Annotated in this window: 11 protein-coding genes; 2 read left to right on the top strand and 9 right to left on the bottom strand. The window is 72.7% G+C overall.

Going from position 1 to position 13,186, the window contains the following annotated elements:
• Positions 1 to 27: 27 nt before the first annotated feature.
• The 7 genes from ACZ5VC_RS15115 to pdhA all read right to left on the bottom strand — a co-directional run bounded on the left by ACZ5VC_RS15115 (position 28) and on the right by pdhA (position 8,407).
• On the bottom strand, positions 28 to 1,017 hold the full coding sequence (locus ACZ5VC_RS15115; protein WP_469120487.1) for an NAD(P)H-quinone oxidoreductase: 990 nt from the start codon (positions 1,015 to 1,017) through the stop codon (positions 28 to 30).
• Between the two features lie 10 nt (positions 1,018 to 1,027).
• The gene (locus ACZ5VC_RS15110) at positions 1,028 to 2,110 is read right to left on the bottom strand and encodes a potassium channel family protein (protein WP_469120486.1); all 1,083 of its coding nucleotides are present in this window, start codon (positions 2,108 to 2,110) and stop codon (positions 1,028 to 1,030) included.
• A complete protein-coding gene (locus tag ACZ5VC_RS15105) occupies positions 2,107 to 3,750 on the bottom strand; it encodes a molybdopterin molybdotransferase MoeA (protein WP_469120485.1) in 1,644 nt (547 codons plus the stop codon). Before ACZ5VC_RS15105 ends, ACZ5VC_RS15110 begins: the two co-directional genes overlap by 4 nt.
• Positions 3,747 to 4,637 (bottom strand): NTP transferase domain-containing protein, encoded by an 891-nt coding sequence (locus tag ACZ5VC_RS15100; protein ID WP_469120484.1) that lies wholly within the window; start codon positions 4,635 to 4,637, stop codon positions 3,747 to 3,749. The genes ACZ5VC_RS15105 and ACZ5VC_RS15100 overlap by 4 nt, the downstream gene beginning before the upstream one ends.
• 196 nt (positions 4,638 to 4,833) lie before the next feature.
• Positions 4,834 to 6,222 (bottom strand): dihydrolipoamide acetyltransferase family protein, encoded by a 1,389-nt coding sequence (locus tag ACZ5VC_RS15095; protein ID WP_469120483.1) that lies wholly within the window; start codon positions 6,220 to 6,222, stop codon positions 4,834 to 4,836.
• Positions 6,222 to 7,238: an alpha-ketoacid dehydrogenase subunit beta gene (locus tag ACZ5VC_RS15090; RefSeq protein WP_469120482.1), complete on the bottom strand. Its 1,017-nt coding sequence runs from the start codon at positions 7,236 to 7,238 to the stop codon at positions 6,222 to 6,224. The genes ACZ5VC_RS15095 and ACZ5VC_RS15090 overlap by 1 nt, the downstream gene beginning before the upstream one ends.
• Positions 7,235 to 8,407 (bottom strand): pyruvate dehydrogenase (acetyl-transferring) E1 component subunit alpha, encoded by a 1,173-nt coding sequence (gene pdhA / locus ACZ5VC_RS15085; protein ID WP_469120481.1) that lies wholly within the window; start codon positions 8,405 to 8,407, stop codon positions 7,235 to 7,237. The genes ACZ5VC_RS15090 and pdhA overlap by 4 nt, the downstream gene beginning before the upstream one ends.
• Before the next feature lie 177 nt (positions 8,408 to 8,584).
• Here pdhA and ACZ5VC_RS15080 point away from each other — a divergent pair, with 177 nt between their 5' ends.
• Positions 8,585 to 9,079 carry an Lrp/AsnC family transcriptional regulator gene (locus tag ACZ5VC_RS15080; protein ID WP_469120480.1) on the top strand — a complete coding sequence of 165 codons (495 nt, stop codon included), beginning with the start codon at positions 8,585 to 8,587 and terminating at the stop codon, positions 9,077 to 9,079.
• Positions 9,080 to 9,193: 114 nt separating this feature from the next.
• On the opposite strand, the gene ACZ5VC_RS15075 is transcribed toward ACZ5VC_RS15080, so the two are convergent.
• Complete coding sequence (locus ACZ5VC_RS15075) at positions 9,194 to 9,787, bottom strand: TetR/AcrR family transcriptional regulator (RefSeq protein WP_469120479.1); 594 nt, start codon at positions 9,785 to 9,787, stop codon at positions 9,194 to 9,196.
• On the bottom strand, positions 9,784 to 11,301 hold the full coding sequence (locus tag ACZ5VC_RS15070) for a 3-hydroxyacyl-CoA dehydrogenase (protein ID WP_469120478.1): 1,518 nt from the start codon (positions 11,299 to 11,301) through the stop codon (positions 9,784 to 9,786). The genes ACZ5VC_RS15075 and ACZ5VC_RS15070 overlap by 4 nt, the downstream gene beginning before the upstream one ends.
• Positions 11,302 to 11,424: 123 nt before the next feature.
• Between ACZ5VC_RS15070 and paaN the strand changes: the two genes are divergently transcribed.
• Positions 11,425 to 13,134 carry a phenylacetic acid degradation protein PaaN gene (gene paaN / locus ACZ5VC_RS15065; protein WP_469120477.1) on the top strand — a complete coding sequence of 570 codons (1,710 nt, stop codon included), beginning with the start codon at positions 11,425 to 11,427 and terminating at the stop codon, positions 13,132 to 13,134.
• Positions 13,135 to 13,186 lie beyond the last annotated feature (52 nt).

The raw sequence follows: 13,186 nt of genomic DNA, 5'->3' as shown, positions 1-13,186 counted from the left end.
GTGGTGCGGACCAGGCCTTGTCGGGGGTCAGGCCTTGTCGGGGGTCACCAGCAGTACCTTGCCCACATGGGAGCTGGACTCCAGCGCCCGGTGGCCGTCCGCCGCGTGGGACATCAGCAGGGTGCGGTCGACCACGGGGCGGACCGTCCCGGCGCCGATGAGCGGCCAGACATGCTCCCGCACCGCCGCGATGATCGCCGCCTTCTCCTGTACCGGACGACTCCTCAACGTGGTCGCCGTGACGGCCGCGCGCTTGCCCATCAGGGCGCCCAGGTTCAATTCGCCCTTCACACCGCCCTGCAGACCGATGATGGCCAGGCGTCCGTTGACCGCGAGCGCCTTCACGTTCCGGTCCAGGTATTTCGCTCCGACGATGTCGAGGATGACGTCCGCGCCGGCCCCGTCGGTCTCCTTTCGCAGCTCCTCGACGAAGTCCTGTTCGCGGTAGTCGATGAGGATGTCCGCGCCGAGTTCGGCGCACCGCGCCAGCTTGTCCGGGCCACCCGCGGTGACCGCGACCCGCGCGCCGACGGCCTTGGCGAGCTGGATCGCCATCGTGCCGATCCCGCTCGCGCCGCCGTGCACCAGCAGCGTCTCGCCCGGCCGCAGATGCGCGATCATGAAGACGTTGGACCAGACCGTGGCGGTCACCTCCGGCAGCGCGGCCGCCGTGACCAGATCGATCCCCTCGGGTACGGGCAGCAGCTGGCCCGCCGGTACGGCGACCTTCTCCGCGTAGCCGCCGCCGGTGAGCAGGGCGCACACTTCGTCGCCGACCGACCAGCCGGAGACCCCCGGACCGAGGGCCGCGATCCGGCCGGAGCATTCGAGGCCGGGGTACGGACTGGTGCCGGGCGGCGGGTCGTAACGGCCCTGACGCTGGAGGAGGTCCGCGCGGTTGACGGCGCTCGCCACCACCTCGACGAGGACCTCGCCCTCGCCGGGCACGGGATCGGGCACCTCGGCCCAGACGAGCGCCTCGGGACCACCGGGTTCCGGAATCGTGATCGCATGCATGGCGGCGAGGCTACTCCGGCGGGGTGGACAGGGACGGAACGGACCGGGCGCGCACGATCGTGATCAGGCGGTCCGTCAACTGGAGCGGACTGGCCGCCGGATCGTCGTATCCGAGCAGCCGGTGGCCGCGCAGCACGCTGACCACCAGATCGTCGGTCTCCCGCACGCTCTTGCCCACCTCGGCCTTTATGACGGGCCGTTCGACGAGATCGAGGCCGCTGCCCTGCTGGATCAGGTCCTCCATCACCGTGCCGGCGCTGGGGCTGAGGACGGAGAGGCCCAGCAGCCGGCCGGCCGCGCTGGCGCTGGTGATGACAGCGTCCGCGCCGGACTGTCGCAGCAGCGGCGCGTTCTCCTCCTCCCGCACAGCGGCGAGGATCTTCGCGCCCCGGTTGAGCTGACGGGCGGTCAGGGTGACCAGCACGGCGGTGTCGTCGCGCTGGGTGGCGACGACGATCTGACGCGCCCTCTGCAGTTCGGCACGGAGCAGGACGTCGCTACGGGTCGCGTCGCCGACCACACCGACGAATCCGTCCGCGTTCGCCGCCTCGATCACCTTGGTGCTGGGATCGACGATGACGATCTGGTCCTTCCGCAGCCCGGTGGCGCAGAGGGTCTGGATGGCGGAACGGCCCTTGGTGCCGAATCCGACGATGACGGTGTGGTCGCGCAAGGTGGACCTCCAGCGGTTCAGCCGCCACTCCTCCCGGGTCCGTTCGGTGAGGACCTCAAGAGTGGTGCCGACCAGAATGATCAGGAAAAGCACGCGCAGCGGAGTCACCAGCAGCACATTGACGAGCCGCGCGCTGTCGCTGTGGGGGACGATGTCGCCGTACCCCGTCGTGGAGAGGGTCACCGTCGCGTAGTACACCGAGTCCAGCAGGTCCACGGAGCCGTCGGCATTGTCGTGGTAGCCGCTGCGGTCCAGGTAGACGATCAGCACGGTCAGTACCAGCACGAGCAGCGCCATCAGCAGACGCTTGGTCACCTGCCGCATCGGGCGTTCCACGATGCGGCGCGGGAGCCTGATCCGCGCGGTCTCGAGATGTTCGTCGGCGTTGCGGGCGATGGCGTCGTGGCCGGGAAGTTTCACGTGAAACACACCCCTTCGGCCGGTCCCGCCGTCCCCGCCGGCGCTGGCGACCAGGGAAGTTCGAGAATCGCCAACTCGTCGCCGGGCAGCGCGCCGCCGGGCGGCACCACGGCCAGTGCGTCGGCCGCGGCAATCCCGCGGAGCATGGCCGGGCCGTTGTAGTGCAGCGGTACGACGGTGTCCTGGCGGTGCACGACCGGCACGAGCCGCGTGTCGTGGGGATGGCCGTGGACCTTGTCCCGTACGGGCATCCGGTACGGCTCCGAGGCCGGGCGCCCGGCAAGGGCTCGCAGCAGCGGCTCGGCGAGCGTGAGCAGGCCGGAGACGGCCGCGAGGGGATTGCCCGGCAGCCCGACGAGGTGCTTGACCTGCTGCTGGTCACCGGTGAGGCGGGCGAGCAGCATCGGGTGCCCGGGGCGCACCTTCACGCCGTCGACCAGGAGCCGGGCCCCGGCCTTGTGCAGCACCGGGTGGACGTGGTCCACGGGCCCCGACGCCGTACCGCCCGTGGTGATCACGAGATCCGCCGCGGACCCGGTGACGGCCTCGTGCAGGGCGTCGGCGGTGTCGCCGATCCGGCGGGTACCGAGGACCTCGGCGCCCATCGCGCGCAGCCAGGGCGCGAGCATCGGGCCGAGGGCGTCGCGGATGAGTCCGTTGTGGGGGAGTCCGGTGGTGAGCAGCTCGTCGCCGAGCACCAGGATCTCGACCCGGGGGCGGGCGACGGTGACCAGTTCGTCGTACCCGGCGGCGGCCGCCAGACCGAGCACGGCCGGGGTGACCAGGGTGGCCGCGGGAAGCAGCTGGTCACCCACATGGCATTCCTGGCCGCGCGGGCGGATGTCCTGCCCGGGGGAGACGGCGCGCTGGGCGTGGAGCCGGCCTGCGGCGTCCCTGCGGGAGTGCTCGCTGCGGATGACGGCGGTGGCGTCCTGGGGGATCCGGGCGCCGGTCGCGATCCGTACCGCCGTACCGTCCGCCAGTGGCTCCGTGGAGGCGTGACCGGCGAGGACCGAATCGCCTTCGCGCACCTCCCAGGGGCCGGGGCCCGCGACCGCCCAGCCGTCCATCGCCGAGGTGTCGAAGGACGGGAGGTCGGTGAGGGCGGCGAGCGGCTCGGCGAGGACCCGGCCCAGAGCCTGGTCCAGCGGAACGCGCACTGAGGCCCGGGCGGGGCCACGGGCCGCACCGGCCGCGACGGCCCGGGCGTCGGGCCAGGGGGTGGCCCGGTGGGCGGGGTGCTCGGAGTGCGGACCGCCGGGGGTGGGGGCGGTGGTGGCTGTGGGCGGTGGGGTGGCCGCGCCCGGTGTGGTGGGGGCTTCCGGCGTCCGGCGCGGGGCCGCGCCGGGGTCCGGGAAAGCCGGGTCCGGGAAAGCCGGGTCCGGGATCGCGGCCGGCACGGGTGCCGGCGGCGGGTTGGGCCGCGCGGGGTCCTCGCCGGTTCCGCCCGTACGGGTCTGGGGCGGGGCGGGCGCCGGGGCACGGGGGTCGACGCGGCCGGGCAGGTCGCCCTCGGCGGGGACAGCGGCCAGGGCGGAACCGCCGGGGGCGGGGCGCGCTGCCGCCCTCTCCTGCGCCTGGCGGCCCACCAGGGCCAGGGCGTCGTCCACGCCGTCGGCGTCGCGCTCCTCGGGGATCATCCGGCGTCGGCGCCCTTGCCGTCGCCCTGGGCGGCCTTGCCCGGGTCCTGTTCCGCCTCGGCGGCCCAGCGGTTGGCGAGCGCGGCGGCCTTGCGCGCCGCTTCGGCGACGGCCTGCGGGCCACCTGCCGCACCCGCCTGCGCCGCCGCGTAGCCGACCAGGAAGGTCGTCAGCGGCGCCGCCGGCCGGGCGACCCCGTGCGCGGCGTCGCGGGCCAGGTCGAGCAGGACGCCGGTGTCGACGTCGATCTCGATGCCCAGCTCGTCCTTGACTGCGGTGATCCATTCGTCCAGCACGTTCCCATGCTCCCTGATCCGCGCCCGGGCCGAGGCAATGTCCTCCCAGGTGTCGCAGTCGAAGGAGGCGAGGGGCTCCGCGGCGACCCGGGCGAAGCGGAGTTCCTGGGTGAGAAGACGCAACGGCAGCCCTGAAAGGCTGCCGTGTTCGGTCGCGATGAGAGCCAGCTCACGGCGGAGCGGCTCGGTGCGGTACGCGGCGACGAGTGGCTGGTCCCGGCCGTCCGGGTCCACCGTCAGCGCGGCCTCCGCGTCGCCCTGCCGCGCGGCGGCCAGCAGTTCCCGCACGGTCTCCTCCCCCAAGAAGGGCAGGTCGGCCGAGAGGACGAGGACGGTCTCCGCCTCGGCCTGCCGGAGCCCGGCGCCGAGCGCGGCGAGGGGCCCGCCGCCGGGCGGCTCCTCGCGCGCCCAGAGGACGGGTCGCGCGGTGGGCCGCCGTCCGCCGACGACGACGGTGCGCCCGGCCTCCCGGCACACCCCCAGGACCCGGTCGAGCAGGGCGCGGCCGCCCACGCTCAGGCCGGGCTTGTCCACCCCGCCGAGCCGCTTGGCAGCGCCCCCGGCGAGCACGATGGCGTCATACGCGGTCACCCCAGCAGTATGATCCGCCGCCCGCCGAAGGGGACCGCCCGGGTGGCACCGGATCCCTCCGGCACCAACAACCACCGGTCGCCCCAGTCGCCGCCCGGTGGGCACCGGGTCCCGCAGGCCCGGGTGGCTCCGGGTCCCACAGGCACTGACTTCCCCGGGGGGGGCGCCCGCCCCACCGGCACCGGAAAGTGCCGTCCTACAGCGTGCGCAGGAGCACCGCCGGCTGTTCCACGCAGTCGGCGACATGGCGAAGGAAGCCGCCCGCCGTGCCGCCGTCACAGACCCGGTGGTCGAAGGTGAGCGACAGCTGCACCACCTTGCGGACCGCCAGCTCGCCGTTGTGCACCCACGGCTTCGGAATGATCCGCCCCACTCCGAGCATCGCCGCCTCGGGGTGGTTGATGATCGGCGTGGACCCGTCGACCCCGAACACCCCGTAGTTGTTCAGGGTGAAGGTGCCTCCGGTGAGATCCGCAGGGGTCAGCGTCCCCTGGCGAGCCGACTCGGTCAGCCGGGCGAACTCCTCCGTGAGCGACTCGGCCGACCGCGTGTGCGCGTCCCGGACGACCGGAACGACCAGGCCGCGCGGCGTCTGGGCCGCGAACCCGAGGTGCACACCCGGCAGCCGGACGATCTCCCGGGCGGCCATGTCCACCGTGGAGTTCAGCTCCGGGTAGCGGGCCAGGGCCGCCGTGCAGATGCGGGCCAGCAGGGCGAGGAGCGAGACCTTCGGGCCGCCGACGGCGTTCATCGCGGCGCGGGCCGCCATGAGTTCGGTCGCGTCGGCGTCCACCCAGCAGGTCGCGTCCGGGATTTCGGTGCGGCTGCGGGAGAGCTTGTCGGCGACCGCGCCGCGTACGCCCTTCAGCGGGATCCGCTCGCCGGCGGCGCTGGGCACGGCGGCCGGGGCCGCCTGCACCCGCGCCGGCGCCGGGGCCGCCGTCTCGGAGGCCCGCGCCTCAAGGATCGCCCGCTCCACGTCCGCCCGCAGGATCAGCCCGTCGGGACCGGATCCCTGGATCTCCCGCAGTTCGAGGCCCTTCTCCCGGGCCAGTCGGCGTACGAGGGGGGAGATGACCGGGACCGGCCCGGACTCGTCGCGTACCACTGCGGCCCTGGCCGTGACCGGAGCAGGAGCGGCGGGGACAGGCGCGGGGGCGGAGGCCGGGACGGCCGGGTTCGCCGGGCGGACCCGGCGGCGTCGCGCGGCCGGCGCGCCCGTCCCGTAGCCGACGAGGACATTGCCGGAGCCCTCACCGTCCGAGGTCGCCGCACGTCCCGCACTCGCCGTGCCGGAGGCCTCCCCGGCGCTCGGCGCACCGGAGGAACCCGACCCGTTCGACCCGACGGCGACCGTCAACAGCGGTGCACCGACGGGCAGTTCAGTGCCCTCCTCGCCGAAGCGGGCGGTCACCACACCCCCGTACGGGCACGGGACCTCCACCATCGCCTTGGCCGTCTCGACCTCCACGACGGGCTGGTCGATCGCGACGACATCTCCGACGGCGACCAGCCAGCGGACGATCTCCGCCTCGGTCAGCCCCTCACCGAGGTCGGGCAGCTTGAATTCGAGCACCTGGGCCATCAGCTCCCCGCCTCCCACTGAAGCCGCGCCACCGCGTCGAGGACCCGGTCCACGCCGGGCAGATGGTGCCGCTCCAGCATCGGCGGCGGGTAGGGGATGTCGAATCCGGCCACCCGCAGCACGGGCGCCTCCAGGTGGTGGAAGCAGCGCTCGGTGATTCTCGCGGCGATCTCCCCGCCGGGGCCGCCGAAACCGGTCGACTCGTGCACGACGACCGCCCGGCCGGTGCGGCGCACCGAGGCGCAGACCGTCTCGTCGTCGAAGGGCACCAGGGAGCGCAGGTCGACGACTTCGAGGTCCCAGCCCTCCGCCTGGGCCGCCTCCGCCGCTTCCATGCACACCTGCACGGAGGGGCCGTAGGTGACGAGCGTGGCGCTGCGGCCCGTGCGCCGCACGACCGCGCGCCCAATGGGTTCGACGGCCGGCGGCGCGTCCGGCGACCACGTCGCCTTGGACCAGTACAGCCGCTTCGGTTCCAGGAAGACCACCGGGTCGTCGGAGGCGATCGCCGCCCGCAGCAGCCCGTAGGCGTCCTCGACCGTGGCCGGCGTGACGACATGGAGCCCCGGAGTCGCCATGTAGTACGCCTCGGAGGAGTCGCTGTGGTGCTCGACACCGCCGATGCCGCCGCCGTACGGAACCCGGATCACCATCGGCATCGGCATCGCGCCGCGCGTGCGGTTGCGCATCCGGGCCACATGGCTGATCAGCTGCTCGAAGGCGGGGTAGGCGAAGGCGTCGAACTGCATCTCGACGACCGGCCGCAGCCCGTACATGGCCATGCCGACGGCGGTTCCCAGGATGCCCGCCTCGGCGAGCGGGGTGTCCGTACACCGGTCCTCACCGAACTCCTTGGCGAGCCCGTCCGTGACGCGGAAGACCCCGCCCAGTGTGCCGACGTCCTCTCCCATCACATGGACGGTCGGGTCCTCGGCCATGGCGTCCCGCATGGCCCGCTGCAAGGCCTGCGCCATGGTGGCGGGCTTGACCGCCGGCTTCACTGCCGCGGTGGTCATGACCCCTCACCTTCGACGCCTTCGGCGTCCAGTTCCGCGCGCAGCTGCGCCGCCTGCTCCCGCAGCTGCGCCGTCTGCTCGGCGTAGACGTGCGCGAACAGGTCCATCGGGTCCAGCACAGGGTCGGCGTTCATCCGCTCGCGCAGCGCCGCCGCCATCGTCTCGGCGGCCTCGGCGGCCTGCCGTATCCCGTCCTCGTCGAGCACTCCGCGCTCCGTCAGCTCCCGCTCCAGCAGCTTGACCGGGTCGTGCGCCCGCCAGGCCTCGACCTCGGCGTCGCCGCGGTAGCGGGTGGCGTCGTCGGCGTTGGTGTGGGCGTCGATCCGGTACGTCACGGCCTCGACCAGCGTCGGCCCGCCGCCGCGCCGCGCGCGGGCGACCGCCTCGGACAGCACCTGGTGCACCGCGACCGCGTCGTTTCCGTCGACGAGCCGGCCCGGCATTCCGTAGCCGACGGCCTTGTGGGCCAGTGAGGGGGCCGCGGTCTGCTTGGCGAGCGGTACGGAGATCGCGAAGCCGTTGTTCTGCACGAAGAAGACGACGGGGGCCTTCCAGACGGCCGCGAAGTTCAGCGCCTCGTGGAAGTCGCCCTCGCTGGTGCCGCCGTCCCCGACCATGGCCAGCGCGACGACGTCGTCGCCCTTCAGCCGGGCCGCGTGCGCGAGGCCCACGGCGTGCGGCAGCTGAGTGGCCAGGGGCGTGCAGAGCGGCGCGATGCGGTGTTCGCGCGGGTCGTACCCGGTGTGCCAGTCGCCGCGCAGCAGCGTCAGCGCCTGGACGGGGTCCAGGCCGCGCACGACCGCCGCGAGGGTGTCGCGGTAGGACGGGAAGAGCCAGTCGCGGTCCTCGAGGGCCAGCGCTGCGGCGACCTCGCACGCCTCCTGGCCGGTCGTCGACGGATAGACGGCGAGCCTGCCCTGCTTGGTGAGGGCGGTGGCCTGCGCGTTGTACCGGCGGCCGCGCACCAGCTCGGCGTAGAGCCGCTTCAGCAGCTCGGGGTCTGCCGCGGACGCGGCTTCGGTGCCGAGGACCCGGAAGGGCTCGGCGTCCGGAAGCAGGGGCGCGGGGTCGGTGCGCGGCTTCCACGCCGGGGGCGGGGTCGGCCGGTAGGCGCTTGCGGCACCGGGCAGCTCTTGGACTGTCGAACTGCTCTGTTTCAACGAGTCCACCTCCTCATGGGAGCGGGCATAAGACCCGAAGGCGGTGGGCGCGAGTGTGGCGCGCCTCACCTACCGATTGTTCGGTCGTGGAGGCATTTTGGCTACAGGCACCTTCAGCCTGTGGACAAACGGTTCTCCACAGCCTGGGATAGAGGCAGGTCGTCCATCGAAGAGAGGCGGGGGGACATGGCGGATGAACAAATGGCCGACAGCTGGGCGCAGGGGTCGTCCGCGCGGCCGCTGGACCCCATCGACAAGGACATCCTGCGCATCCTCCAGACCGACGGGCGCGCGTCGATACGCTCGGTGGCCGAACGGGTCCATGTCTCCCGAGCCAATGCCTACGCCCGGATCAACCGGCTGATCGACGACGGTGTGATCCGCGGTTTCAGTGCCCGGCTGAATCACGAGCGCGCGGGGCAGGGCGCCTCCGCCTACATCACCCTCAAGATCGTCCAGAACTCCTGGCGCACGGTTCGCGAGCAGCTCCAGGCGCTTCCGGGAGCCGCCCACATCGCTCTGGTCAGCGGCGATTTCGATGTCCTGCTGCTGGTGCACACGCCGGACAACCGCACCCTGCGGGAGCTGGTACTCACCAAGATCCAGTCGATTCCCGAGGTGCTGTCCACGCGGACGCTGCTGGTCTTCGAAGAGACCGACCTGGACCCCGACCAGAGCTGACCGGTCGCTTCTCCGCGCTCTGCGCCGTACGGGTGCCCTTCAGCCCCCCAGGGCGCTCCGAGGACGCCCTGGACGCCCTGGAAGGGCCCGGAATGGCCCCGTGAGCCTCGGCGGTCAGCGGGCGGTCCGCAGCCCGTCGAAGGCGAGGTGCGCCACGGTGTCCGCGAGCTGTTCGCGGTCCGCGTCGCCGCCCGGGTGCGGCCGGTACCACTCCACCAGCGAATTGATCATGCCGAAGAGCAGCCTGGTGGCGAGCCTGATGTCCACGTCGGCCCGCAGGTCACCGTCGGCGACGGCCGCCTTCAGCAGATCGGCGACGCGCTGGTCGAACTCGCGCCTGCGCTCCATGGCCCACCGCTCCGTCGTCGTGTTGCCGCGCACCCGCAGCAGCAGGGTGACGTACGGCAGCTCCGCGGTCAGCACCTCGACGGTGCGCCGGGTCACGTACTCGACCCGTTCGATGGCCCGGCCGCGCTGCGCCGCCGGCTCGTCGAGGATCCCGAAGAGGCCGTCGAGCGCCCGGCTGACGGCGCGGCGCAGCAGCTCCTCCTTGCCCGACACATGGTGGTAGATCGAGGACTTGGAGATTCCGGCGGCCTTGGAGAGGTGCTCCATGGACGTGCCGTCGTAGCCGCGCTCGTTGAAGACCCGGACGGCGACGGACAGCAGCGTCTCCGGGGTGTACGTGTCGCGCTTGGGAGTGGTCATGAGGTGGCCTCGCAGGCTTCGGCGTAGGCCCGGCGGACGAGCCCGAGGGAGGGGGCGTAACGGCCGCCGGGACAGCGGTCGTTCAGCTCCTCCAGTACGTCGCGCACCCATCCGAAGCCGACCTTGGCTCCCCATTCGAGGGGTCCGACGGGGTAGTTGACGCCGAGCCGCATCGCCGTGTCGATGTCCTCGGGCGAGGCGACGCCCCGCGCGGCGGCGTCGGCCGCGAGGTCGACCAGCATCGCGACCGTCCGGGCGACGATCATCCCCGGTACGTCCTCGATGAGGGTGACCTCCTTGCCGAGCGCCTGGAAGAGGCCGGCCGCACCCGCGAGGAAGTCCGGCGGGGTCTTGGGCCCGGCGCACAGCGCGATCCTGGTGGCGGTGGCGTAGTCGAGGGCGAGGTCGAAGTAGATCATCGAGTCGTCGTCGAACTCGCAGGCCGTCCCGCCGTACGCCAGCCCCAGCTGACCGCCGCTCGGGAGGTTGATGAAGCCGCCATGCCGGTTGCGCCTGCGGCGGACCTTGATGCCCGCCTGCTCGATCAGGCCGACCAGCGGCTCCGCGGGGCCCATATTGCCGTCGACCGTCACCGACCGGGGCGCGGGCGCCGGCGCGTGCGCACGCGCGCGTGGCCGCTCGGCTCCCTCCTCGTACGAGAACCAGCCCTGGCCCGACTTGCGGCCCAGGCGCCCCGACTCGACGAGCCTGCGCTGCGCCAGGGACGGGGTGAACTTGGGGTCCTGGTAGTAGGCCTCCCAGACCGAGCGGGTGACCGCCTCGTTGACGTCCTGGCCGATCAGGTCGGTCAGCTCGAAGGGGCCCATCCGGAACCCGCCGGAGTCCCGCAGGACCGCGTCGATCGTCGCCGGGTCGGCCCCCCGCTCCTCGTACACCCGCAGCGCCTCGGCGTAGAAGGGGCGGGCGATGCGGTTGACGATGAAACCGGGTGTGTCCGCGCAGCGCACCGGCGTCTTGCCCCACGCCTTCGCGGTCTCGTACGCGCGCGTGGCGGCGGTCTCGTCGGTGGCGAAACCGCTGACGACCTCGACCAGGGGCAGCAGCGGCGCCGGGTTGAAGAAGTGCAGGCCGACGAAGCGGCCCGGGACGCGCAGGGTGCCACCGATGGCGGTGACCGACAGGGAGGAGGTGTTGGTGGCGAGCAGACAGTCGTCCGCGACGGTCCGCTCCAGCGCGCCGAACAGTTCCTGCTTCACGTCCAGCCGCTCGACGATGGCCTCGACGACCAGCGCGCTGTCCGCGAGCTCGGCGAGGTCCGCGGCGGGGAGCAGGCGCCCGACGGCGGCGGACCGTTCCTCCGCGTCCAGCCTGCCCTTCTCGACCAGCCGGTCCAGACGCGCGGCGATGGCCTCGGCGGCCTGCTTCGCACGATCGGGGACGGTGTCGTAGAGACGCACGGGGTGACCGGCGACCAGCGCGACCTGGGCGATCCCCTGGCCCATGGTGCCGGTGCCGACGACGGCGACGGTGCGGCTCTGCTCGATGGCGGTCATATCGGTGATCCTCCCCTACGAGTTATCCACAGCTTCTGCGGACCCCCTTGTCCCGACCGATCGTTCGGTTACTCTAGCTCTGTCCGCCCCTCCCTGCCCAGCTCAACGAGGAGTTGGTCCTCAATGGCCGCCGCTCAGCTGACCACCGACCGCCTGGCCGAGACGCACCGTCCCACGCTCGATCAGGCGCTCGACACGATCCGTACGCGCGCGTACTGGTCGCCCCACCCGGAGCACCCCAAGGCGTACGGCGAGAACGGCTCCCTGAGCGCCGCCGACGGCCTCGCCGCCTACGAATCCCTGCTCAACAGCCGCTTCGAGCTGGACCAGCCCGGCACGGACGGCTGGACGGGCGGCGAGATCTCGCCCTACGGCCCGGGCCTGGGGATCGAGTACCCGCATGCCGACATCGACGTGCTGCTGCCCGCCATGCGGGCCGGAATGGGCGCCTGGCGCGACGCGGGCCCCGAAACCAGGGCCCTGGTCTGCCTGGAGATCCTGGCGCGCATCAGCGCCCGCACCCACGAGTTCGCGCACGCGGTGATGCACACCAGCGGGCAGGCGTTCATGATGGCGTTCCAGGCGGGCGGCCCCCACGCCCAGGACCGCGGCCTGGAGGCCGTGGCGTACGCGTACGCGGAGCAGACCCGCACCCCGCAGGACGCGGGCTGGTCCAAGCCGCAGGGCAAGCGCGACCCGCTGGAGCTGTCCAAGGCCTTCACCCCCGTCGCGCGCGGTATCGCCCTGATGGTCGGCTGCAACACCTTCCCGACGTGGAACGGCTACCCGGGCCTGTTCGCCTCCCTCGCCACCGGCAACCCGGTCCTGGTCAAGCCCCACCCGCGCGCCGTTCTCCCCCTGGCGCTCACCGTCCGCGTCGCCCGGGAGGTCCTCGCCGAGGCCGGCTTCGACCCGAACCTGGTGGCGCTGGCCGCCGAGCGGCCCGGCGAGGGCATCGCGAAGACCCTGGCCGTGCGCCCCGAGATCCGGATCATCGACTACACCGGGTCGACCGCCTTCGGCGACTGGCTGGAGGCCAACGCCCGCCAGGCTCAGGTCTACACGGAGAAGGCCGGCGTCAACACGGTCGTCGTCGACTCCACCGACGACTACAAGGGCATGCTGTCCAACCTGGCCTTCTCGCTCTCGCTGTACAGCGGCCAGATGTGCACCACCCCGCAGAACCTGCTCATCCCGAGGGACGGCATCTCCACCGACGCGGGCCCCAAGACGTACGACGAGGTCGTGGCGGATCTCTCCGCCTCCGTCGCCGGGCTCCTCGGCGACGACGCCCGGGCGAACGCCCTGCTGGGCGCGCTGGTCAATCCGGATGTGAAGGCCCGCCTGGAGGCGGCCGCGGAGCTCGGCGAGGTGGCTCTGGAGTCGCGGGAGGTGGCCAACCCGGAATTCCCGGACGCCGTCGTCCGTACGCCGGTCATCGTCAAGCTCGACGGCGCCCGTAAGTACTGGGAGGGCGGGGACACGGAAGCGGCGTTCATGTCCGAGTGCTTCGGGCCGGTCGCCTTCGCCGTCTCCGTCGACTCGACGGCCGACGCTCTGGAGCTGCTGCGGCGCACGGTCCGCGAGAAGGGCGCGATGACGGTCGGCGCGTACACGACGTCGCCCGACACGGAGCGCGCGGTCGAGGAGGTCTGTCTGGAGGAGTCGGCCCAGCTCTCCTTGAACCTGACGGGCGGGGTGTATGTGAACCAGACGGCGGCGTTCTCCGACTTCCACGGCTCCGGCGGCAACCCCGCGGCCAACGCGGCGCTGTGCGACGGCGCGTTCGTCGCGAACCGCTTCCGGGTGGTGGAGGTCCGCCGCCAGGCCTGACGGCCTGCCTCACGACCGCCCGGCCCGGCCCCACGGGGCGGCCGGGCCGGGC

This window comes from Streptomyces sp. NPDC033174, assembly GCF_055577795.1.
The sequence above is the reverse complement of the archived record's forward strand: the minus strand, read 5'-3'. Positions and strand labels throughout refer to the sequence as shown.